18 protein-coding genes are annotated in these 23,909 nt (G+C 54.3%); 6 read left to right on the top strand and 12 right to left on the bottom strand.

What is annotated here, in order from left to right; genetic code table 11:
* Positions 1 to 4: 4 nt before the first annotated feature.
* Positions 5 to 970, bottom strand: coding sequence for a class I SAM-dependent methyltransferase (locus R0137_RS06725; protein ID WP_407329533.1), 966 nt, complete (start codon positions 968 to 970; stop codon positions 5 to 7).
* A 148-nt stretch (positions 971 to 1,118) separates the two neighbouring features.
* Here R0137_RS06725 and R0137_RS06720 point away from each other — a divergent pair, with 148 nt between their 5' ends.
* Both R0137_RS06720 and R0137_RS06715 read left to right on the top strand, forming a co-directional pair.
* Positions 1,119 to 1,949, top strand: coding sequence for an SDR family NAD(P)-dependent oxidoreductase (locus tag R0137_RS06720; RefSeq protein ID WP_407329532.1), 831 nt, complete (start codon positions 1,119 to 1,121; stop codon positions 1,947 to 1,949).
* A 17-nt stretch (positions 1,950 to 1,966) separates the two neighbouring features.
* On the top strand, positions 1,967 to 3,013 hold the full coding sequence (locus R0137_RS06715) for a hypothetical protein (protein WP_407329530.1): 1,047 nt from the start codon (positions 1,967 to 1,969) through the stop codon (positions 3,011 to 3,013).
* Here R0137_RS06715 and R0137_RS06710 read toward each other — a convergent pair.
* The 3 genes from R0137_RS06710 to R0137_RS06700 form a co-directional block, all read right to left on the bottom strand.
* Positions 3,008 to 4,159: a saccharopine dehydrogenase family protein gene (locus R0137_RS06710; RefSeq protein WP_407329528.1), complete on the bottom strand. Its 1,152-nt coding sequence runs from the start codon at positions 4,157 to 4,159 to the stop codon at positions 3,008 to 3,010. The two genes, R0137_RS06715 and R0137_RS06710, sit on opposite strands and share 6 nt — an antisense overlap.
* A 92-nt stretch (positions 4,160 to 4,251) precedes the next feature.
* Entirely contained in the window at positions 4,252 to 5,565 is a 1,314-nt protein-coding gene (locus R0137_RS06705; protein ID WP_407329527.1) for a hypothetical protein, read from the bottom strand.
* A gap of 65 nt (positions 5,566 to 5,630) precedes the next feature.
* On the bottom strand, positions 5,631 to 6,311 hold the full coding sequence (locus R0137_RS06700) for a class I SAM-dependent methyltransferase (protein ID WP_407329525.1): 681 nt from the start codon (positions 6,309 to 6,311) through the stop codon (positions 5,631 to 5,633).
* Positions 6,312 to 6,498: 187 nt separating this feature from the next.
* Between R0137_RS06700 and R0137_RS06695 the strand changes: the two genes are divergently transcribed.
* Positions 6,499 to 7,779: a PotD/PotF family extracellular solute-binding protein gene (locus tag R0137_RS06695; protein WP_407329523.1), complete on the top strand. Its 1,281-nt coding sequence runs from the start codon at positions 6,499 to 6,501 to the stop codon at positions 7,777 to 7,779.
* The gene (locus R0137_RS06690; protein WP_407329522.1) at positions 7,760 to 9,511 is read left to right on the top strand and encodes a GGDEF domain-containing protein; all 1,752 of its coding nucleotides are present in this window, start codon (positions 7,760 to 7,762) and stop codon (positions 9,509 to 9,511) included. Before R0137_RS06695 ends, R0137_RS06690 begins: the two co-directional genes overlap by 20 nt.
* Positions 9,512 to 9,531: 20 nt before the next feature.
* On the opposite strand, the gene R0137_RS06685 is transcribed toward R0137_RS06690, so the two are convergent.
* Together R0137_RS06685 and R0137_RS06680 are read right to left on the bottom strand one after the other, a co-directional pair.
* On the bottom strand, positions 9,532 to 10,071 hold the full coding sequence (locus R0137_RS06685; protein WP_407329520.1) for a hypothetical protein: 540 nt from the start codon (positions 10,069 to 10,071) through the stop codon (positions 9,532 to 9,534).
* Between the two features lies 1 nt (position 10,072).
* A complete protein-coding gene (locus R0137_RS06680) occupies positions 10,073 to 11,314 on the bottom strand; it encodes a glycerol dehydrogenase (protein ID WP_407329518.1) in 1,242 nt (413 codons plus the stop codon).
* 89 nt (positions 11,315 to 11,403) lie between these two features.
* On the opposite strand from R0137_RS06680, the gene prlC reads away from it, so the two are divergent.
* On the top strand, positions 11,404 to 13,449 hold the full coding sequence (gene prlC / locus R0137_RS06675) for an oligopeptidase A (RefSeq protein WP_407329517.1): 2,046 nt from the start codon (positions 11,404 to 11,406) through the stop codon (positions 13,447 to 13,449).
* 14 nt (positions 13,450 to 13,463) lie between these two features.
* On the opposite strand, the gene R0137_RS06670 is transcribed toward prlC, so the two are convergent.
* The 6 genes from R0137_RS06670 to R0137_RS06645 form a co-directional block, all read right to left on the bottom strand.
* A complete protein-coding gene (locus R0137_RS06670; protein WP_407329515.1) occupies positions 13,464 to 14,414 on the bottom strand; it encodes an alpha/beta fold hydrolase in 951 nt (316 codons plus the stop codon).
* Positions 14,415 to 14,418: 4 nt separating this feature from the next.
* The gene (locus R0137_RS06665) at positions 14,419 to 15,411 is read right to left on the bottom strand and encodes a TauD/TfdA family dioxygenase (protein ID WP_407329513.1); all 993 of its coding nucleotides are present in this window, start codon (positions 15,409 to 15,411) and stop codon (positions 14,419 to 14,421) included.
* Positions 15,395 to 16,369 (bottom strand): aldo/keto reductase, encoded by a 975-nt coding sequence (locus tag R0137_RS06660; protein ID WP_407329511.1) that lies wholly within the window; start codon positions 16,367 to 16,369, stop codon positions 15,395 to 15,397. The genes R0137_RS06665 and R0137_RS06660 overlap by 17 nt, the downstream gene beginning before the upstream one ends.
* Positions 16,370 to 16,445: 76 nt before the next feature.
* Positions 16,446 to 17,702 carry a Gfo/Idh/MocA family protein gene (locus R0137_RS06655; protein ID WP_407329510.1) on the bottom strand — a complete coding sequence of 419 codons (1,257 nt, stop codon included), beginning with the start codon at positions 17,700 to 17,702 and terminating at the stop codon, positions 16,446 to 16,448.
* Positions 17,702 to 19,417, bottom strand: a complete 1,716-nt coding sequence (locus tag R0137_RS06650; RefSeq protein ID WP_407329509.1) for a solute:sodium symporter family transporter — start codon at positions 19,415 to 19,417, stop codon at positions 17,702 to 17,704. The genes R0137_RS06655 and R0137_RS06650 overlap by 1 nt, the downstream gene beginning before the upstream one ends.
* A gap of 43 nt (positions 19,418 to 19,460) precedes the next feature.
* The gene (locus tag R0137_RS06645; RefSeq protein ID WP_407329508.1) at positions 19,461 to 21,668 is read right to left on the bottom strand and encodes an acylase; all 2,208 of its coding nucleotides are present in this window, start codon (positions 21,666 to 21,668) and stop codon (positions 19,461 to 19,463) included.
* A gap of 199 nt (positions 21,669 to 21,867) precedes the next feature.
* On the opposite strand from R0137_RS06645, the gene R0137_RS06640 reads away from it, so the two are divergent.
* Positions 21,868 to 23,733 (top strand): choice-of-anchor I family protein, encoded by a 1,866-nt coding sequence (locus R0137_RS06640; RefSeq protein ID WP_407329506.1) that lies wholly within the window; start codon positions 21,868 to 21,870, stop codon positions 23,731 to 23,733.
* Positions 23,734 to 23,909: the final 176 nt, after the last annotated feature.

Genomic DNA, 23,909 nt, shown 5'->3' with positions numbered 1-23,909 from the left:
CGACTTACTCGGGCTTCTTGAACAGCAGAGTCATACGCGTGGACTCACCCACCGCAGTCATAGCCGCAGCAAGCTCTGGATTGTCCTTGCTGCCCGATAAGGTGGGAGGCAGGCGCCAGACGATATCCTCACTAGTCGGCTGATCCAGGGGGTTCACATTAATGTCCGATTCACCGATGAGTTCGAATCCCGCGGCCTCTAACTGCGCGATCACGAAACTCTTCTTCAAATATCCTGCAGAACCATCTGCCCAGGCATCCGAAGCATCTTCGGGTGCCATATGCTGCACGACACCCACAACACCACCGGGCTTGAGCGCGGCTTTGGTGTTCATCAAGGCGGCAGTCAGAAACCCTCCATCCCCTTCGAAACGCGCGAGATTGTGCAAGGCGCGAACAAACAACACAGCATCTACCTCACCTTCAAGACGCTCCGGCAGTTCACCAAATTGAAATGCATCAAGATCAGCCACTGGCGTGTCGAACCACGCACGGGCCTCTTCTAGCCAATCATCGACCCACGTTTCCTTCGCCTTAAGTTGCTCCTCAGAGAAAAACCCAAACAGCGGAAACAGTGAAGGGCTGTAATCGACCCCAACCAATGTGCCGCTCTCGCCCAGATAAGGCGCCAGAATCTTGCTGTACCAGCCTCCCCCGGGCAGAGCTTCCAATACCGTCATGCCGGGTTCGACACCAAAAAATGTGAGCGTTTCAGCGGGATGACGGGCAGCGTAGCGCGCTTGCACTTTGTCGGGCTGAGTTGCGAGAACTGCTGCGAGGCTATCTTGCTCCGCAGCGGCTGCTGGCTCTAACGTCGCTGTAGGCTCAGCTTCGGTAACCATTGTTGCGGTCTCAGCAGCCCTATCGCTCTCGGCGACCGGGGCGTCATCCGATTGGCAGGCACCTAAGCTAAGGGCCAGGGCTGTGAACAAAAAAGTTTTGCTTGTGGAATAACGAAATAGATCAAACATATGCGACTCCAGTGTGCGGACGAACCGATAAGGGACAACGACTCAGAAAAAATGGCTCCAGCGAATAAGTATACCCGCTGGACCCCAACGTAGGTCTCCCTTATTGTGCGCAGCTTCGCCTGAATTCGCTTACTCGCAAGGACAGCCAATGAACAACTTCGAAAACACTGTGGGATTCATCACTGGCGGTGCCGCTGGCATTGGTCTGGGAGTAGGTCGTGCACTGGGGCTCAAGGGCATGACACTCGTTCTAGCAGACGTTGAGCCAGAGACCCTCGCAACGGCGGCGGAGGAATTGCGCAAGGAAGGCATCACTGTCCACACAGAGGTTCTCGATGTTCGCGACGCCGATGCCTATCGCGAGGTCGCAGAGCGCACCTTGGCAACACACGGAAAAGTAAACTTCCTGTTTAATAACGCGGGCGTCGGTGGGGGGCACGCTCCGGCTGGGGAAACTCCGCTTCAGGATTGGCGCTGGGTGGTAGACGTCAACGTTCTGGGGGTTGTGTACGGCGTCGAGTTCTTTCTGCCGGCCATGCGTGCATCCGGAGAACCCTGTTACATCATCAACACGGCATCGCTTGCAGGCCACGTTGCCAATCCTGGCATGGGAGCCTACTGCGCCACTAAGTTTGCAGTGGTGGGCTATTCTGAAACTATGCGGCACGAGCTAGCGGGTTCCGACATTCAGATTTCAGTATTGTGCCCGGCTTGGGTAAAGACGCGAATTGCTCAGAGCCGCCGCAATCACCCCGATGCCGCAGAGGCTGCCAGCGCTTCAGGCGAGCAGGATGGGATGAACAAAATCGACGAGATCATCGCCAATGAAGGCATCAGTGTCGAAGCGCTCACTGAGCGGGTTGTCGCAGGCATGGATTCAGGCACTTTCTACCTGTTCACGCACCCTGACTTTTGGCCCGCGGTGCAAGAGCGACTTGACCGCATCGCCGCAGATTACCAGGAGGTAATCCCCGGCTAGGGTCGCGGCAGCAAACAATGGAAGGGAGTTCCACCCTGACTCATCAGCAAAAAGCTGTGATGCGCGGTGTCGTTCTAGGGGTTGTCGCCGGTCTCTGCTTAGGGGCATTGGCCGTCGCGGTGTTCTACGAAGCTCCCTTGGCGACCCCCACATCTAGCGCTTCTGCACCAGCTCAGTCAGGCGCTTCGCCCACAATTACGCCGCACAGTCTTGCGGCGAGCGATTGCGCTGTTACCAGTCCGGCCGTCGGCGGCCCCGTTGTGGACAGTCCCGCTGTAACCGGCAAGTACGCAGGCTTTTCAATCAGGATTGAAGCAGAGGGCACGACCCTATCCGAGGATCTTGAGTTAGAGATTGCTGAGGGAGCAACCTACGCCTATGCGCAATGGCGAGAATGGCTTGGCGAGAAGGCCCTGCGCCCGTCCCAAATCAATATCCGGTTTTTGGGGGATGCTCAAAGGTTCAGAGAGATCTATGGAAAGCCCAATCGAGAAGAGTGGACGACCACCGGCTTTTATCGCATGCGTAGCAACGAGGCCTTGATTCTATATACCCCAGCCTTTCGCTCTAGTGCGCTCGGCAATGCGTTTCACGAGATTTCTCATCTCATTACTGCGCGCCATCTCGGTGCGACACCCCCGTGGCTAAATGAGGGACTCGCCGAGCTATACGAGACTCTACATATCGTCGACGGGGCTGTCAGTTTCTCTGAGAACAAACAGCATCTGGCATTGCTTAAGCTGCGTGGGCCCGTATCAATGGAGGCTCTCACGCAGCTATCGAGGGAAACCTGGATGCTAAAGGATGCCGAGCGGCGCTACGCGAGTGCCTGGGCACTCATCGCCTTTCTTATGGATACGGATCTTGGAAAACAAACGCTTCGCAGCACCATCCTAGAGGCCTACTCAGGCCGTTGCGGCACGCGAAGCGATTTTCGCGACACGCTATCACGCTACCCTGGGGGCAGCAGCGCTCTTCAGAGTGATTGGCTCAATTGGCTGAACATTCGCTATTCGGCTCTCAACAAGTTAAGCGGTGGAATAACAGCGGACAGCGCTCTATAGAACGGTGAACGAAACACCTGCGTGATCTTGCAGACGCTCCCGCAGTCGCTCTCCCATAACCGGCGCTGCAGTAAAGCATCCGCCATGCCCCTTTGGAGTCTGTGCTAAGCAAAGCGCTGCCTCGGCGATCATTTTGGACGTGGAGCCGTATCCTGGATCGCGATCGCCATAGACCTGGACCGTGACGCTATCCCCAGCTTCGTTGCTGCCAACGTAAAGAATGTCGTAAAAGCCGGCCTCTCGCTCTTCCTTGCTTGGCCCCTCACCGGGCTGCAGCGTCATGTCGAGCGCCATGTCACCGCCGGCCGAGTCGGGCTTCGTCTCGCCGAGCAAAATCATTTCGTCGTAAACAAGATCGCTGCCGTAGGCATGACCCAGCAGCTGGTTTGAGCGATGCACGTTCTTGGTATTGATCGACGCCATAATGAAAGGACCAGACCAATTGTTCAGATCCTCCTCAAACAACATTTCATTGCCTGGCGGCTGATCCGGACCGGTAAAACCGTCTGTGAGCACAAAGGGATTCACGAGATCGGCGAACAGAGAAGGGTCAGCTTTTACGGAAGCCATGGTGCCCTTGAAGGATGCCACTGTGCCCCCTGATGCGGTGCCCTGCATCGCCTTCACGCGACACTTCACCCGCGGTAGCGGCGCGCCGAACTTGGCGCTGGCAACTTGTTGGAGAAGGTGGACGCCCAAGTCAGATGGCAATGAATCAAAGCCGCAAGAAAACACGATGCGTGCACCACTCTCACGAGCCGCCGCATCGTTAGTCGCGATCATGTCCTTCATCCACAAAGGCTCACCATTGAGATCGACGTAGTCAGTGCCCAGGCGAGCGCAGGATTCAACAACGGAACTACCGTATTGTTGATAAGGGCCCGCCGCGCTTAGTAAGACCCTGGTAGAACTCGCTAAAGCGTCGACACTCGCCTTATCGTCGCTGTCCGCCACGAGCAATGAAACTGCGCTATCAATCCCCAGCTCTTCCCGCACCTGCTCCAACTTGGCGAGGTTTCGCCCCGCCATCGCCCAACGAAACTCGGCGTTCGTACCGTAGGTTTCTTTAAGATATTCACAAATAAGCTTGCCGGTAAAACCGGTAGCGCCAAAAACCACAATGTCGAAATCTCGGGTGTCCGTCATGCGGGGGATTCCTGTTAACAGATATTATTAAGAGAATGAAAGACTAGAACGGATAGACTCCGTGGGCAACCGGCAAGGCGGACTGGGATCAGTTAATTACTCGCCGCCCAGGCCCGCTGGGCATCTTTAATCCACGCTTGGGCAAAGCGGGAAAAGCGTGTCATTTGTTCCGCCACCTTGGCATCTAATGCCTCAATGGCCAGATCACCACGATCACTCGCAACGGTGACGACAATAGCGGCTTCCTCACCTGAGCCATTCCACTCGAAATTCACGTCTGACACATAGCGCGGGGGCATATGTTCCTCGAGAGATGCATCGAGATCGCCGCCAACAGCCACGCTTTCCTTGGTGAGCTCATCGCGAACGGTGGATTCGCTAAATTCGGGAACAGGTGTTCCTTGGGCTACCGCCGTCAGAATCACATTGTCCCAGGACTTTTCTTCCAGGGCTTTTTGTACCCGCTGGTACTGGTAGGACTCGAGCACGCCGTGCCGGTTCGATACTAGCTGAATGGCCTCTTCAGTCTTTCCGCGAATAACTGTCCATATGCCTGCCATAGTGCTCACGCCAGGTAGAGGGTGTGCGTGATAGGGCTGAGAGAGGTCGCCGATGTAATGCAGGCCCCAGCCGGCAAATCTCCAACCCCAGTAGTCATGCCCAGTCTCAAAGGCAAAGCGCGACAGCTCACGAAACAGCGAAACCCGCCACTCGGGGTAAGTGCGAAGTAAGTCGGGCTGAGCTTTCTTTGTTACCCAGTCCAGGTGGTAGAACCCCATGTGAAACGGCGCTTGCGAGCTGTACTCGAGATTGGGGTTTCCAAACGGCTGCACCCCAAAACCATACTGCGCCCCGAACTCTGTTCCGTTGTCCTCAAAAAGACCAATGTCCATTCCAAAATCCGGCTCGTCACTTCCCGTCGCCAGCACGTGAGCCGGCGCCACAAGATCCCCCTCCTTCAATGCGATATAAACAATGGAATCATGAGAGACACCACCAGCCAGAGGACTCAAGTCAGCAAAACGCTGAGCCTGCGATGAGGGCACAGACCGATCCTCTACTGTCGTTTGGCGAAAAAGAGAATAACCAAGCTCGGGGTTCACACGAATGGCGCGCAAGAAGGCGTCTTGTAAGTCCTCAGCATTCGTAGAAAAAACCAAAGTTTCTGGTCTTGGTGCGTAATGCGGCATCGATTCGCGAGCATATGCCTCGTGCCGCTCCAGAACCAAAGCAAGACCGACAGCCTCAGCTGCAATAAAGTCATTCAGGGATTCGGCCTGAAGAGTTGGCTTTAGCAGTTCAGGCTGGACGCGTACAAGCGGCCACAGCAGACTTGCATGATCAGACCATGCCCAGGCGGGACTGCTGAGCACAGATACAAACGAGAGAACAAGCCAGCGTCGCATGACAAAACCACATAGTAAGGACAGATAGGAACCGAGATCATACCGTTTCTTTAAGAGGCCCGCCCTCACCCGGCACCGCGCAGGACATCACCCTTCGAAGATGCTGTGTAGATCGAGACCGAATTGAACTCGCCTGACTCATCCATGTCGGGAATCGTGCAACTCGCCTTTTCACAGAGCTTCTTGTAAGGAGAAACAGAAAAATTGCGCACACGAGAGTCAGCAATCAACACCATGTCTGCGCGATCTACAAACCGCTGCAACCACGGCAGGTTTTCTCTGTCGTACAGAACGTCGGCTGCCAGAATGACATCGACGGTGTTTTTCACGCTTTCAAAGTCGTCACTTAAGCTCACAGAAACTTTGTTAATCCGTGCGTTGTGTGTCGTTGCCGCGAGAGCCAGAGGGTCAATGTCGCATGCAATCGCCTCGGCGGCACCCGCCATTGCAGCGGCAATCGCTACCACGCCAGATCCACAGCCAAAGTCCAGAACACGACGATCGCGAACAATCTCAGGGTGCTCCAGAATGTAAGCTGCGAGCACGCGCCCCGAGGCCCAGCACAAGATCCAATAAAGTGGGTTATTCATTACCAGACGGGCTGTATTTGCGTCCAAGTGACGCTGAAGGGACATATCGCGGATGAGTGCCAGGAACAGGTCTCTACCCGGCAACACTGATTGCACACTCAGCTCCGCGTCCGGAAGCACACGGCCCAGCGCTATCTGTAACTCAGGAGAAATCATGAGGGCTGAGGATCATCAGAATGTTGCATAAGATATCGTCATCAATTGCATGCAGAAAAAGTTCATTGGATGAGCATACAAGGGACTCACATGCACTCCTCTTGGGCTCCCACAAGCGCGCAGAAAGACAGTTTTCGCGCTACACTCGATACAGTATTTCACCTACAGACGGTATCGAGGTGTTTTCATGACAGTAAAAAAAGCCTTTAGACTAAAACGAAGAAGTGTTCTAAAGAAAGCTGGCACAATTCTAACTGCCGGCTGTGCTGGCTTTCCTGCGATCATCTCTGCACGCGACGTCAAACCCACGGTACGCGTATTAGGCACCCACGTCACTCTGCAAGAACCGCTTCGGCAGCGCGCCGAGCAAGAGCTGGGCATCAATCTCGTTTACAGTCCCGGTGGCAGTGCGCAGGTGCTGTTCAAAGCCTCCATGGACCCCTCGGGATTTGATCTCTACGAGCAATGGTCCAACAGTATGCGAGTGCTGTGGCAGTCGCGTGCAATACAGTCCATCGACCCCAGCAGAATTGAAAACTGGGCCGAGATCAATCCCCTTAGCAAAACCGGCCGCTTGTCTCCCACCGACACCATCGGTGCGGGCGATGCTCCTCACCTGCTGCTCTATGTTCAGGCAGATGGAACCTTGGGCAGTCAGTCAACGGGAGAAGTCAGCTATCTGCCATATGTTCACAACGCGGATTCTCTGGGCTACAACCCCCAACGTGTTACCGAAGGAGAACCCTATGAAACCGAAAGCTGGGGCTGGTTATTGGACCCCAAACATCGTGGCCGTGTAGCGATAGTCAACGCGCCCAGTATCGGCCTCTTTGATTTAGCGCTTGCCGCGCGAGCTCGCGGTCTCATGGAGTTCAGTGACATCGGCAACATGACACAGGAAGAGGTAAATCAGCTTTTCGACATTCTCATGCGCTTTAAAGCCGACGGGCATTTCCGCGGGTTTTGGAACTCTGTTCCCCACTCAGCCAAACTCATGAGTAGGGGTGAAGTTGACGTGCAGAGCATGTTCTCCCCGGGCGTATCCATGGTTCGCGCGACAGGCACACCCTGCATCTATGCTGCTCCTAAAGAGGGATACCGCGCGTGGCAGGGTGTTATGTGCCTTTCGCGGGAAACACGCGGAGAGCAAGAGGACGCTGCCTATCACTATATGAATTGGTGGCTTTCCGGATGGCCTGGAGCCTTTATCAGTCGTCAAGGCTACTACATCAGTAACCCGGATCGCTCCAGGAATCTGATGTCTGCCGGCGAGTGGGACTACTGGTATGAAGGCCAAGCGGCTTCTACCGAGCTCACAGGACCCGCTGGACAGATCACGGTGCAGGCTGGGGAAAAGAGGCGGGGCGGCAGCTATTCGCGGCGTTTCTCGAACATCGCCGTGTGGAACACAGTGATGCCGACCTTTGATCTCACAGTGCAGCGGTGGAATGAGCTTGTCATCGCCTGATCCAAAACAAAAGCAGCTCTCACTACTAAGCCGCCTCACGCTTCGTCAACGTCTGGCTGTGGCGTTTACTACGGGTGTTTTTGCTGCGGGCACCCTGGCATTAACCAGCTACATCGCAGTGGATTTTAGCGGCAGACAGGCAGAGCAGCTGGAGTACGCAAGCGCGCAACTCGACTTTGTGAACGGGCTTTCCATCGCCGCCAGCGAAGTGCAGTTGGCGGCAACACGTTATGTTCACTACGGTCATCAATCTGCCTATGAGCGGGTCAACTCAGTGATCCGCTCGTGGAGTGAGCGCATCGATGTTTGTGAAGAGAATGGGTGTTTAAAGGAGGGCCAGATCGACGACATCCGGGTTCACCTCCAAGCCTTCGACGAGTCCTTTCTTCTTGTCGCAAAAGCCTACAACGAGATATCGGAGTCACTGAACAGCGATCTTAAGAGTGTTCATGACTTTGCGCCGGAGCAGGAACATCTTGTCGGCTCGACGTTAGTGGAAAGTGAACTACCCTCCGTTCACATCAATAGCTTCAACGATCACGTTGCCACGATCGAAGCAGAGTTGCGTGCTTACTTTGTCAGTTCGGATGCTCAGCGGGTACAGGATGCCGAAGCTCATCTTGCCGAACTCAGGGTGCATGCAGCTCTTGCCGATGCAGAACTACGTAGTGAGCGCGGCCCTCTAGCCCAGTCAGCAGAGTCTGCTTTCAACATTGATCAGATTGAAGACACGCTCTACGGCAATATCCAGAAAATTCGCAGCTATGCTTATCTGGTCAACGTGGTGATGCCCTCGGAGGCACGAGAGCTCGAATACCTCGCCAACGAGATCGCTACTGCCAAAAATCTCGAAATTAGTGCTCTGCGCGCAGATATGCATCGCAACCGCATGAACGTTTACCGCTGGCAGTCCGGCATCATCACCGCGGTGCTTGTGCTGAGTGTTCCGATCTTCTTCTGGGTTCTGAATTCTGTGACATCACCCCTGCGACACCTGGCGGGGGTATTTCGCCAACTATCGGTGGGATCAGAAGAGGACGTTGTTGGCACCGCGAGGACGCAGGATGAAATCGGCGACCTGTTCTTGGCAGCGGAAGCCTTCCGGCAGGAGAACATTCGCGAGCGAGAACTCCTTGCAGATTATCGAGAGCTTAGTCGTGGCTTGGAGGCGCAGGTTGCTGCGCGTACTCGCGAGCTTCAGCTAAAGAATGAGGAGCTGGACCGCCTCGCCTCCATCGACAAACTGACAGATACTTACAATCGCCGGGCCTTGGACGAAGCCCTGGCGACAGAACTTCGCAGAGCGTTACGATACGAGCGATCCTTTGCGCTACTCATTATGGATATCGATCTTTTCAAACAGGTTAACGATACACACGGACACCTCAGGGGCGATCAGGTACTGACGACACTCGCTAAGCAAATTAAGGCGAATCTGCGGCATTCAGACATACTGGGACGTTGGGGCGGCGAGGAATTTCTCGTCATTTGTCCGGAAACCGGCGTTGAGCAAGCGCGTAGCGTTGCTGAGAAAGTTCGAGCAGCTGTCGAAGGTACGGACTTCGGCCTACCGGACCGCATCACTATTAGTATCGGTATCTCGAGTATCGCTTCGGGAAGCACTACGGAGTCGTTGGTCGCCGATGCCGACCGCGCCCTTTATCTCGCCAAAAACCAAGGCAGGAACCGTGTTTGCGTCAGTCCCATGACACTGACGCCCCAAACCGCATAGGGCAGAAGTTAAACAGAGGATCAGAAAGGCCTTGCGATAACCACGCCAAAAATGAATAGCTGCTCATCGTCCACGAAGTCTACGTCAATCTGCGGAGACACCTCGTATTTGCCAAAGTGAAACCCATACTCAAGCCCCAATCTCACAAGAAAAGTACTACCCTCTTCTTCAGAATCTTCAACACCGGGCCCTGCATACACCTTCCAGGGGCCACGATGATAAGCAACTGGTAACACAGCAATGTTCGTATCAAAGTCACCGCCTACATGCTCAAGGATGGCACCGACACCAAAGCGTTCACTGGCACGATATTCATATTCAAGCCCCAGGGTGAGACCTTGATTCCTGCGAGTTTCGGTAGTGTCGCCAAGAAAAACCCCTAATGTGTGATGAGGATATCCGTGACTCTCATGATGCTCGGGCCCCGACTCAGCGCCCTCATGCTCCGCACTTTCGTGGACATTGCTGTGCGCCGCTGACTGCGGTGAGGGCTCTGCAAACGCCGCCGTAGTTACGAATAAAGTCGCCAAGACACTTTGAATAAGGGAGGTTACCTTCATCTTAAGCATGGATCTTTTTATAAGCCGCATCGCCCTGCTCCTGTGCTACTTCTCTGCCCAGTCGATCCGCTGACAGAATTGCAGAGTGCAACGTCTCGGAGGTCACCTCAACAGGCATGTTCGCCATAAACGGAAACGCCATGGCAGCCTCTACGATCGCAGCGATACTGCCGGCGTCTTCCGGCGCAAGATCAATCTGACCCAGATGCACCGGCAAACCAATGTGAGCAAAAAACATGGTTGCTCGTCGGGCCTCTTCCTCCCAGCCTTCCAAAGCAAGCTGCGCCAGAACTCCCATGGCCACCATCTCTCCATGAAGAAACTGTTTATGTACGTGCTCGACCACGGTGTAGGCCTGAGCAAAGCCGTGGCTGGCAGCAAGACCACCACACTCAAAGCCAATGCCGCTAAGCAGAGTATTGGCCTCAACGATGCGCTCGAGAGCGTCATCTACGATCCCTGCCTCGAGCGCTGCTAAAGCCGCCGCAGCATCTTCGTAGACCGTTTCAGCACAGAGTTTTGCGATAGCGGCACCCGCTAAGGTTGGGCTGGCACCAAAAGTCGTAACGGCGCCGGGTTTATCCGAGCAGGCCCTGGCCTCGTACCAGGTCGCCAACGCATCACCCATACCTGCGACCAGATAGCGGGCAGGTGCAGCTGCCACAACCGCTGTATCTACCAGCACCAGCGCAGGATTCTCCGCAAACACCTCGAAGGTTTCAGACACACCCTCGGGGGTATAGATGACAGAAGCGGCAGAACAAGGCGCGTCATTTGATGCTAAAGATGGAACCACCACCGCCGGCACATCGATTCGATGAGCTATGCATTTTCCCGCGTCCACCACCTTGCCGCCGCCCAAGGCAATCACGGTAGCGGGCGCAACGCCCTGAGTGCGCAGCACATCGGCATGCTTTTCAATTTCTTCAAAGGAACACTCACCGCCAAAGGTGAGAATCGTCGCAGGAATCCCGGCATCCTCAAGGCTCTGCAGGAGCACAACACCCTCAGCCCGCTGACTGCGCGCAGAGAGCAGGACCGCACAGGAACCAAACCCCAACTTACGTAAGTAATCGCCGGTTTGAGCGATCACGCCCGGCGCCTGCACATAGCGACGGGGACTCCCGAATACTCTGGGCATCCCCAATACGGGTGTTGGCAACGCAAAGAGCTCTAACGCAGCCTCCTCACTACCGCTGACCGCTTCGCCGTCCAGCCGAGTTCCTGGACTATCATTTGTCATAAACGAACACCTCTTTTGCCATGGATCAGTCTAAAGCAAATACACACACCCCGTCGCTTCGTGGCAGAATTATGGCCCAAGAAAACTCCATGGAACTTACAATGCCCAACCCGCTGCTTACCGACAGTCCATTACCGCAATTCAAGTCAATTTCTGCCGAGCACATAGAGCCCGCTATCGATGAATTGCTGGCACTCCATCGAGAGCAGGTTGAAACCCTTCTCCGCACTGTAAAAAACCCCACCTGGAACACACTCGTTGAGCCTTTAGATCTCTTGGACAATCGCCTTTCAAGAGCCTGGTCCCCTGTGTCTCATTTAAACGGCGTCATGAACAGCGACGAGCTGCGTGAAGCCCACAGCGCATGCCTGGCAAAACTGTCGGACTTCAATACCGAGATGGGACAAAACGAGGGCCTTTTTCAAGCCTACAAAATGGTGGCGGAAAGCGGTGAGACTCTTAGCAACGATCAAAAGAAACTACTGAGCAATGTGCTCCGAGACTTCCATCTCTCCGGGGTTGATCTGCCCGAGGAAAAAAAACAGCGCTACAAGGAAATTCAGCAATCTCTGTCGGCGCTTTCGAGCGATTTCTCCAACAAGGTCTTGGACGCGAGCAACGCTTGGACAAAAGAACTTGGGAGCGCTAGCGATCTGGCGGGACTCCCTCAGTCCGCCGTTGATCTAGCTCAGCAGACTGCTAGCGATCGAGGTATAGAAGGTTTTTTACTGACGCTGGATTTTCCTTCTTACCAACCGGTGATGACCTACGCCGAGGACGCAGCGCTTCGCGAGGAGATGTACCGTGCGTTTGCTACTCGTGCCAGTGACGAGGGACCTCACGCCGGACAGTTCGACAACTCACACAACATGGATGAGATCCTCGCGTTACGCCATGAAGCGGCACAGCTTTTAGGCTTCAATAACTACGCCGAGCGCTCTATCGCCACAAAGATGGCCCGCAGCACTGACGAGGTAATGACGTTCCTCAATGACCTCGCTCAGCGATCCAAAGCACAGGCCGACGCAGAGTTTGCTCAGTTGCAGTCTTACGCTGCGACGCAGCATGGACATGCGGATCTCAAGCCCTGGGATGTCGCGTACTACAGCGAAAAGCTTCGCCAGCACCAACACAACATCAGCGAAGAAGAAGTAAAGCCTTACTTCCCCGTAGGCCGCGTGATCTCAGGCATGTTTGAAGTTGTTGGAAAACTTTTCGCGGTGAGCTTTCATGCCGTTTCCGACGTCGAGACCTACCATCCAGATGTCAGCTTCTATGAAATTCGCAATCCCGATGGCAGCGTACGTGGGCAGTTTTACTTCGACCTCTACGCCAGACAACACAAGCGCGGCGGTGCCTGGATGGCAGATTGCCAGTCACGCATGAAGACTGAATCGACAGAGCAGATACCCGTTGCCTACATGACCTGCAACTTCACCCCTCCCGTGGGTGAAGCCGATGTACTGCTCACACACCGCGAAGTAGAAACGCTGTTTCATGAGTTCGGCCATGGCCTCCACCACATGTTGACCCGCGTGAACTATCCGGGCATCGCCGGTATCAGCGGCGTCGCCTGGGACGCTGTCGAACTCCCCTCGCAGTTTATGGAGAACTATTGCTGGGAGCGTGACGCCCTGAATCTTTTCGCCGCACATTTTGAGACTGGAGAGATGATTCCCGACGAGCTCTACGAGCGCATGATTGCCGCCAAGAACTTTCAGTCCGGCATGATGATGGTTCGCCAGCTTGAGTTCGCTATCTTCGACTTCCGAATGCACCTTGAATATGATCCAACAGCCAGTGCCGCAATCTACCAAATTCTGGATGAAGTACGAGAGCAAGTAGCGGTTGTTCCCGCCCCCGAATGGAACCGCTTTCCCCATGCGTTTTCACATGTTTTTGGAGGCGGCTATGCGGCTGGTTATTACAGTTACAAGTGGGCTGAAGTTCTATCCTCAGATGCCTTTTCTCGCTTTGAAGAAGAAGGCGTGTTTAACCAGGACACAGGACGTAGCTTTCTTGAGAGTATCCTCGAACGCGGCGGCTCCGACGACGCAATGAACCTCTTTGTAAATTTCCGAGGGCGAGAGCCCCAGGTAGATGCACTGCTAAGGCATACGGGCATCGCGGCCTAAGCACACCGGGGCGACTACTCCGTGAGAGGGGCCTGTGCCTCGAGCGACTGGAGAAACTTGCTCAGGGGCAAGAGAAAACGAAGGGGAGCTTCTTCCTGAGGCACATGCCCAAGGCCAGGCAGCGGTACGAGTACACTGTCTGGCAAATGGGCTTGATAGTCAGCGGCGTTGGCAATGGGTATTGCGCCATCGCGTTCTCCCCACAATAGGAGCACCGGAACCTTTATGCGTCGCAACACAGGCTTTGGATCCACAAGGACTGTTTGCGCCATACGCTTGATCAGAGCGTCTCGGGCGCCAGGGGCGAGCATCAAGTCGTAGTAGCGGTTCACCACCTCCTCCGTAAGCGCATCTGGGTTTCCATAAGCAGGTCGCAAACTCATCTCCAGCATAAACCGAGGCAAGGTGTAGCGCATCAACTGCGTAAAAACCGAGACTTCCGGCGCCCTCCCATACTCAAAACCTTCACTGGCAAAGCCGTCCGGTGAAACAAGCACGAGACCGGTCACGCGGTCGGGATAAGCTGCGGCGAACCGCCAGGCCAGTCGGCCACCGATGGAATTACCGATGATGACGCCCCGGGAAACATTGAGCTGCGCCAACAGCCCATCGAGCAACGCCAGCGTTCGCTCGTCAGAGTAATCGCCCGTCGGGTCAGGGCGAGATAGCCCGGCCCCAGGCAAATCCAAACGAATAACGCGGTAGTGCTTATCGAGGGACGGCACCAACCGCTCCCAAGTGTGCAGGCTGGCACCAAAGCCATGGATCATGAGCAGCGCCGGCGCATGAGTGGGCCCCGAAACTCGCACGTGAAGCTTAACGCCATCAATATCGCGAAGATCCCCGGCGTCGTGCAGATAACGCGCTTCAAGATCTGATCGATGCCTATCCGGAGTCCAAAGCGCTGCTAGTGCGACGACCGTCAGAACAAGCAGGGTCGCACCCAGCTTCGCCAACGTAGGCACCTCGTTAATCCGCGGCGACGAGTGAGGCCAGAACCGCTCGAGAACCTTCGAAAGGGCGACGTCCGTGCATTATCATGTAGTTATCAATGAGCACCACATCTCCCTGCTGCCAGGCCACGTCCTCGGTAATCTGCTCTGCGAGCGCCGCGGTCAGAGCGAGGTCATCTGCTGGAATCTCTTCTCCGCTCCCGAAAGTTACGGACTTTTCGCCCTTGTTACGGTTGTCATTCCAACCCCTATACGCTGCAATGAGTTGGTTAAAAAACACCTTTGTGCCGTTCGCTAGCTCTTTAACTGCTGGTAACACTGGCGTGGTCACCTTCAGTTCACCTTTGGGTAACCACGACCAGGAGTACCCCAAATCTAAAAGTCTTTGCTCCGCCACGTTTCTATCGTGAGTTCCCAAAGTATCCGTCCAGCTTCGCCCCTGCCCCGACCCGGCATCTGCTCTTTGGGGCATCACATTGGTGTATTGCAGCCCCTCCTCATCACAGCGCTTCAAAAACTGCGGCTGCTGCTCGCGCATGAGTTCAAGCAGCCAATCGGAGCGGCAAATGGGTGTCTCTCCACCGCATTGCGGAGCTGTCTCGCAAAAGAAAAACAACTTGCTGGGATACACCGGCGTTTGAGCCATCTCATGGTGTAGAAAAATTTCGACGGTGGGCGGAGCCTCATTGGCGGTAAAAACACGATCTGTTCGATTAGTCCTCACCGCGTTTGATAAGGAGTCGGCGTAACGGAAATTGGGCAATTCAAAGGCGCCGATGAACGCATCGAAATGCACAGCTGAGCGCAACGGCATTCCTCGAAACAATATCGCCCCATGCTCTTTTAGTAAGCCGCTAAGCTTGCCTCTCTCCTGTGCAATGCGCAGGAGGGTGTCTTCGAGGCCAAGCCCGCTCGAATGCTCGTCACCGTTCCCGAGTATGCAAGGAAAACTCACGGCAGCATCTCGCGTTGGCATCACATAGCTCCAGAAGTCAGTCATAGATTGCATGAAACCTGTTGAAGGCCGCCTCGCAAAAAACACCGGGATCATTAAAACGTCGATTGCGATTAAGAGCAGAAATAGCTGACATCTCCTCATCGGACAGCTGGAAGTCAAAAATGGATCGATTCTCAATCAAACGTTCAGCTTTACTGGTTTTCGGAATTACCGCGGTCCCCCGCTGCACTGCCCAGCGAAGCACCACCTGCGCCGGTGTTTTTTTCAGGCGCTGGGCCGCCGATACAACAATCGCCTCGTTGAGAACGGATTCACTGCCATTGGCCATATCCAGTGCTACGTAAGACAAAGCACCCAGAGGTGAAAATGCGGTTACCGGAATCCCGTAGTCCGCTGCAGTGCGAAGCAAAGCGTCCTGCGAAAGGTAAGGGTGAGACTCAATCTGCAGCATCGCAGGCGGTCGATTTGCATAAGTCATCAGATCATGCAGTAAGCCGCTGTTGTAATTGCAAACGCCAATCTCTCGCACCAGCCCCCGATCCACAAGCGCTTCCATCGTAGCCCAAGTAGCACTGAGCGGCACTTTCGCCACCTCCATCCGAGGCTCATCAGCATTAGTGTCTGTTATCCATCCCGGGGGGTAACGCTCAGCAAAGTCCACGAAGGGCTGTGCGATGGGAAAGTGCACGAGATAGAGATCGAGATACTCCAGACCCAAATCATCAAGGGAACGCTGACAAGCCGCTTCTACATGAGCAGGGTCATGGTAGGTATTCCAAAGTTTGGAGGTCACCCAGAGGTCTTCACGACGACAGAGGCCTTGATTGATCGCCCGCGCGATACCTTCGCCCAACGCGGCTTCGTTGCCATAGTCGGCCGCGCTGTCCAAATGCCGGTAGCCCGCCCGAATTGCCTCCACCACCGCATTGGCCGTGTCGGCCGGCTCTATCTTCCAAAGACCCAGCCCGATCAATGGCATGCTCCCGGATCCCACACTGATGCTATCCATAACCGTTATCCAAATTCCTAAAAGTTAGTACCCATTGTGTTTTTCGAGACGCTAAATGAGTCATTGAGCTAATTGCTTACTCGGTAGTTGGTGTAAATTCAGCGAGCGCCAATGAAGAGCAACCGTGTTCGAACAAAAACTGTTCAATATCGACAACAGCTTTTCTTTGGATAGATGCCTGCGCCGCGCTTGCAACAATCATCGCCCAAAGACCCTGCATCACCGTCGCACTGTCAGCGCTTTGCCCAGCATTGCGACTCTCCAGCGTGTTCAAGAATGACTCCTGCGCGAAAAACGTCGCACCGCTGTGTCCGCTTTGCTCAATTATGTCTGGGTAGCTGACGTCCTGCGAATGGTAGTGAGAGTGACCCGACACCTCAACTTGCAGAGCCCCGGTGGAGGGCTCGTTGCGCTTAAACGTCGAACGTTCTGATGCTACTGCTCTACCCTTCTCCCCTACTACCACCATTTCTTCATAGAGCTCTTCACTGAACATGTTCAGGGTAAAGCTTGCTCGGATGTCATTGCTGTAGTTGATGACAACAAAAGCGTGATCATCAATATCTGAAGGACTCCCCTCGTATTCAAAGTCCAGAAAATTGACGGCCTGTCCTCCCGATGCATAGACGCTAATCGGCTCGGCCTCCGCCATCTGATTGATCAGATCAAAGTAATGGCAACACTTCTCGACCAATGTCCCACCGGAGTAGCGACTAAACTTATTCCACTGCTCGACCTTTTTCAGAAACGGCGGGCGGTACTCCGACATGCTTATGGTCTTTACTGCGCCTAACGAAGCGAGTGCTTTCACCTCTCTAAACACATCAACGTACTGTGCCTTAAATCGGTATTGCATACCCAGGCGAAACAGCGCTTTGCGGTTCGAAACAGCTTTAACCATGGCGAGGGCATCTTCCAGGCGGGTAGCCATGGGCTTTTCTACCAGTAACGCTTTTTCGCTCTTCAAAGCGACCCGCACCACATCCCAGTGGGTGTAATTGGGTGTACTGACAATCACCACGTCGACGGTCGGATCGGCAAAGACGTCTTCAAGATTTGAGTAGTGATGAGGTGCCTCGCCACCCAGCGTAGCAACGAGCTCGTCGGCTGCTTCAAGACTTTGGGCTGACTGATCAAAAATTCCGCGGAGCACTGTGCGCCCCAAAAGGTGAGCAACACCCAGGTGCTCCCTACCCATCATGCCAACGCCGACAACTGCGAGGCCGGGCCTTGAGTCAGCAGTCTCTAGAGTGGACTTCTGAAACCTCTCTTCAGACAATTTCGCACAAGCGCGCTTGGCTCTAGCCGCTGAAGACTCATCGTAAAATCGCATTACAAAATTCCTCGCAATCGCCCGTAAACCCGTCGTCTGGCCAAAACCCAGATAAGCGCATTAACAACGACAAGCGCGGCAATGACTGCAAAAAATACACCGCCGAATCCACCTACCAAGCCCAAGGGTGAGAAGAGTAAGTAGAGAGCCACCACACAAGACAGAAGTGTAAAAGCGCAAGGTACTGCATAGACCCAAGGCGTCATTTCCACCAGCTCCACAAGAGGGGGCGCGGCCGGCTTAACGCGGGGTCGATAGCTCGCCACCCACAACATAATGCCCACCTCTATAAAGAAAAGAATCGCATACAGGTGTAAAAAATGGATAGTAATAAACTCTTCAAAAACGAATTGGCAGAGTCCGTATGCCACCACATGAAACACGATCACAATCTTTGCACCCAGAGCCGGAACTCGCACGGTAAACAGACCTACCAGCACAATGGCAATGACAGGAATGTTATAAAAGCCAGAGAAGATGCGGATAATTTGCCAAAGCCCGATAGGCGCAAACTGAAGCAAAGGGGCTATAGCAAAGGAGAAAACAGCGATCACTACGCTGGCGACCTTCGCGACTCGGACCATTTGCGCGTCTGACAACGGTTTCTTCTTTAGTGGCGCATAGAGATCAAGACAGAACAAGGTAGCGGCACTGTTGAGCAGCGAGTTAAACGAGCTGAACACCGCACCAAGAAGTACCGCCAGGAAAAAGCCCATTGCGTAAATGGGCAAAACATCGCTGATCAGTCGTGGATAGGCTAGATCTATGGAAGCTAAACCGGGTCCATAAAGGTGATAGGCGATGACGCCCGGCATCATCATAAAAAACGGCACCAGCACTTTAAAAAAGCCGGAGAGCAGCACGCCTTTTTGACCCGCCGCTAGATTCCTCGCGCCCAATACGCGCTGAATAACATACTGATTGGTACACCAGTAAAACAGGTTTGCGAGTATCATGCCCGTGAACAGTGTGCCAAAGGGCGTGGGAGAATCCTCTCCGCCGATGGCATTGAGCTTTTCGGGGTACTGAGAGGCGACGGTTTTTACACCGCTGGTAATGCTGCCTTCACCTAGAGCCGCAAACCCTAGTAGCGGCACGGCGATGCCGATAATTAGCAGCCCCACGCCATTTAGCGTATCCGACACTACGACCGCTTTGAGTCCACCGAACACCGCATACATTGCGCCAATACAACCGATCGCAAAAATGGTCAGTAGCAGTGTTTGGCCGTAGGACATTTTGAGCATGGTCGGCAGATCAAACAGCTGCAGTACTGCGATGGATCCCGAGTACAAAACACTGGGGATAGTAATCAATCCATAACCGAACATAAAAAGCAGGACGGTCATTCTACGAACGCTGTCGTCGTAGCGCTCGTTCAAGAACTGCGGCAAGGTCACAAAGGCGCCCGAGAGATATCGGGGAAGAAACACGAAAGCCATGGCAATGGTCGCTATGGCCGCCGTGGTTTCCCAGGCCATGCTACTCATGTCAAAACCGTAGGCGGATCCATTCAGGCCGATCAACTGCTCTGCGGAGAGATTTGTCAGTAACAGCGAACCGGCAATGAAAGAAGGGCCGAGCCCTCGCCCCGCCAAAAAGTAACCTTCCTGGGTGGCAACTTCTCCCCGAGTTTTTCTATAGGATACCCAGGCAACAAGCGCCATAAATCCCGCACAGCTCAGTAGCGTGCTGGCAATTTGATCGGGCGTCACCGCGTTGGTCGCTCTCGAGAACTATTCACACTCCAACGGTCCCCTAGCTCTCTCCCGGGTGATAACTGCGTACAGCACGTGCCTCGACATCTTCCCGATAGAACGCCACGTCCTTAAACTCACGATCAATGTACGGCTGGGCCTGATCATAAAAGTGCGGTGAGTCTGGATCACCACTCTGACCGCCGGCCAGGATGCTCTTTGCGCGGACTTTGTCGCCAAACTCCACGACGGCTACAAAACTATTTCCCGAGACACCATAGATTCGTTTGGTATCACGTCGCACAGCTCGATAAGAAGCGAGCGCACCCCAGTCTCCAGACGCCAGGCCGACGGGCAGACTTGGCTTCCCATCATCAAAGGCAAGATTGATATCGCCCGACAGCCTCTGGAACCGATTGATCTCGCCCCAGGCCGTGTCCCATTGACCAAAATCGGTGATGAGACGCTCGACCGCAGTCTCAAAGACTGCCAGTCGCTCTTGATATGAAGATGCGTCAGCAAAGTAGTTGATTAGCGCCATACGACGAAGGCCTTGAGGATTCTCTCCATCGTCTCGGAACTGCATCCCATAAAAGTACGCCAGCGCCATCGGCACCGAGTCCGCGCTGACGCGCAGATCCCAACGACGCAATACATCAATGGCCTCTGCCAGCTCTGGGTAGCTTGATCCCTCAGCGTCATAGGCCTCGATAAGACCGGGAATCAATCTCTCAAATCCCGGTAAATAGCTGTCGTAGGCAAGGTCGAGTAATCCATCCAGCGTGAGATCAGTGGCATCTTTTAGCACTCGCTGTGCATGGATACCCCGAAAATTTTCAGCATCAGGAGCCATGTACACCGGATAATCCTCTTGCTTGGGACTGTAATCCCCCGCCGCCGTAAAGGGAGTGGAATTGCAGTTCTGCAGCCAGCCGTTAGTGGGATTTACAACTGTCACAATCTCATCCACTGCATGCAGACCCAGCCAATCCGTAGCGGGGTTGCTTCCGTCGACGGGCTTGGAAAAATCGAACCGGGTGTCGCGCTTTGGAATAAAGTTGCCGTGATAGTAGGCAATGTTGCCCGCGGAATCAGCGTAAACCGTATTGTTAGATGAGTTGGTTCGCAGATCCATCATGTCGTTGAAACCGTCAAGACCGGTCTTCTTGCTGCGAACGTAGGACTGCTCCAATGCCGTAACCGGATCCCAGTTGATGCGAGTAGCTACCCACTTACCGTCGAGCATATGGGTAACCGGGCCGTGATGAGTGCGATAGCGAGGAAAGGTTCGCTCAGACATATCGTTGCCATCTTTGTATTTCAACGTTACCTCTGAGACTTCTACCGGACGAAGCTCATCGCCGTAGCGATACATCAGTTCGCCATCCGCGCCCTCGATCACCTCTTCGACAAACTCGTCCATAAAATCGACACCTGTGGACGTGTGCATCCAGCCCGTATGCTCATTGAAGCCCTGATAAACAAAAAACTGTCCCCAGGTCACAGCGCCATAAGCGTTTAAACCCTCTTCGCTGACCACGTGAACTTCGCCGCGAAAGTAAAGCGAGGTATGTGGATTAATCAAGAGCATGGCGTTACCGGAACGAGTACGCTCACCTGCTATCGCAAACCCGTTGGACCCCAGATGCTGCTCATAGCCCAGCTTGGGCTCCCGGGCCTGTTCCATTACCGCTAAATCAACCGATCTGTTCTCGCCATAGAAGGCGCGAATGCCGTCCAGCGGAATCTGCTCGATATCACCCCCAATAGAACCCTCAAAGAAGAACATAGGCATCCAGGGCTCAAAGCGAGTGAGCACTTTGGGTGTGACTTCGGGATGAGTGGCTAAGTAATAGTTCAGTCCATCGGCAAAGGCATCACAGAGGGCCTGAAGCCAGGGAGGAGATTTCGCGTAGGCTTCTTTCGCTTGGTCCGTGGACATGTACAAACGTGCGCGAAGATCACTAAAGAGCGCAGACTCACCTTCAGCCTCGGCTAGTCGCCCGATAGCCCAGTAGTAATTGCGTTCTACCCTGGGAAAATCATCCTCGGCCTGCGCATACAGAAGACCGAACACTGCATCGGCATCTGTGTTGGCGTAAATATGTGGCACACCAAAGTCATCGCGAATAATCGTCACCGCGCCCGCCCGACTTGCCAGTCGAGCAAGCTCGGAGTCAACGTTTTGTGCATCTTCGTCCGCGCAGGCTGTCATCAATGCCAGGGCGCACCACGCAATGCCACACCGAAGGAATGCATGAATAGTCATAGATCTACTCGCTTGTTAACTAAAGGCTTGTTACGCAAAAACGTATCACCAAAAAACCAGGCGTTTTACGGTATCACCGAAACGTCACAAAAACGTCACCGTATCGCCGCATTTGCTTCATCAATCTGTCATGCAACTGCCACACGCTCACTTCCTTAAATTTCGCCTCTACTGGGGCCGCTTTGAAGGGAGTCAACGCATGTCGTACAAATGCTTACTGTTAAGTTTAGCCATTATAGGATCACTAACTCTCGCCGGCTGCGAGGGCGACGATGGTGATGATGGCGCTGCTGGCGTTCAAGGTCCCGAGGGGCCTCAGGGGCCTGCAGGCGAACCTGGAACAAACGGGTCGAACAGCTCTGCGAGAACCATTGCTCTAAGCCTTCTAGGTCGTTTTGAGACTGGCGTGTTCGATGAATCCGCCGCAGAGATCGTCGATTACGATCCAAGCACAGAGCAGGCCTTTGTGGTCAACGCTAACTCCGGACAGATTGACGTTATCGACATTAGCTCACCCTCAACGCCCAGGCTCGCTACCTCGCTAGATGTAGCGGCGGATGTTGCCGGAGCCATCGCTGATCTTGCAGATGCCACGGCATTAGGTGCGGCAAATAGTGTGTCGGTCTCCGGCGGCACTCTGGCGGTCGCCATAGAAGCCGATACCAAACAGGACAATGGCTATATCGCTTTTTACCAAACGGATGGCACATTCTTGTCAGCTGTAGAAGTTGGTGCATTGCCGGACATGGTCACCTTCACACCGGATGGCAATAGCGTCCTGGTAGCCAACGAAGGCGAGCCCAACGGTGATTACAGCGTCGATCCAGAAGGCAGCGTTAGCCTCATCGACGTCTCTGGTGGCGTTTCCAGCGTCATGCAGGCAAACGTCACTACGCTGGGCTTCGCTGACTTTAACAGCGGCGGCAGTAAGCCTTTGGGCAGCAGCGTGCGAGTCTCGGCCAAAGCTGAAAGCGTCGCTCAGGACCTTGAACCTGAATATGTCACGGTATCATCAGATAGCAGCACCGCCTGGGTCGCACTGCAAGAAAACAACGCCGTTGCTGTCGTCGACATCGCTGGCGCTGAAATTTCTGCAGTTCTAGGACTGGGCTACAAAGACCACGGCCTCATAGGTAACGAGTTGGATGCTAGCAATCGAGACGGCGGCGCGAATCTTCAGGGCTGGCCGCTGAGAGGCCTGTTCATGCCAGATACGATCACCAGCTACGACTACGCGGGCACAACTTATCTGGTAACCGCCAACGAGGGTGATGCTAGAGAATATCTTACCGACGCCAGTGATGAAGCCGACTGCACGGCGCAGGGTGGTTTTGATTTCGACGACGGTGATTGCTTTCACTATCTAGACGAAATCCGCGCAGGCGACTTTCTTGATGTCGGCGCTACTATTGATATTGGCAACCTCAGCCGCTTCGCACCCGATATTGAAACACTGCTAGCGAACGAGAATCTCGGTCGCGTCAAGATAGTGGTTGACCAGGGCGTAAGTGGCTGCAGCGACTTAGCGTCGACTGGACAACCCGATGCCGGCTGCACCTACGAAGCCCTATATAGCTATGGCGCTCGCTCTTTCTCTATCTGGGACGGCAGCACCGGCGCACTAGTATTTGATAGCGGTAGCGATTTCGAGCTAATTACAGCGCAACGTCTTGGTGAAGGTTTTAACGCCAGCAACGACGACAACGAAGGCGACGATCGTTCCGATGACAAAGGACCTGAGCCGGAAGCTGTAGCTGTCGCCGCCATCGACGGAAAAACCTACACCTTTATTGGTCTCGAGCGGGTGGGCGGAATTATGGTCTACGACATCAGCAATCCTCAGTCCGCTGAGTTTGTTCAATACATAAGTACCCGAGATTTTAGTGTCAATATTGGCGATCTGGTCGACGCCGGAGACTTCTCCGCTGTGGGAGATCTTGGACCGGAGTCGATCAAGTTTGTTGCCGCAGAAGATAGCCCCAGCGGAGAGCCTCTTTTGATTGTAGGTAACGAAGTGAGCGGTACCACGGCGATCTTTGGCGTGACGCTGGTAGGAAACAACTAGAGCATCCAAAAATCAGGGATTGGGGCCCCGTCTGCTTTGGTAGACGGGGCCTTTTTTGGTCCACGGGTTAGCGAAGTCGCGCTCCGGCCCCGATTTACTCGAGCAGCTCAAAGGATTACCGACCAGCTCGCCGCAGCTTGAGAAAGCAAAGAAGCTATTCTAATGAGCTGCGATCA

It is taken from the genome of Congregibacter brevis (genome assembly GCF_045689245.1).
In the GTDB taxonomy this organism is placed as follows: Bacteria; Pseudomonadota; Gammaproteobacteria; order Pseudomonadales; family Halieaceae; genus Congregibacter; species Congregibacter brevis.
The sequence above is the reverse complement of the archived record's forward strand: the minus strand, read 5'-3'. Positions and strand labels throughout refer to the sequence as shown.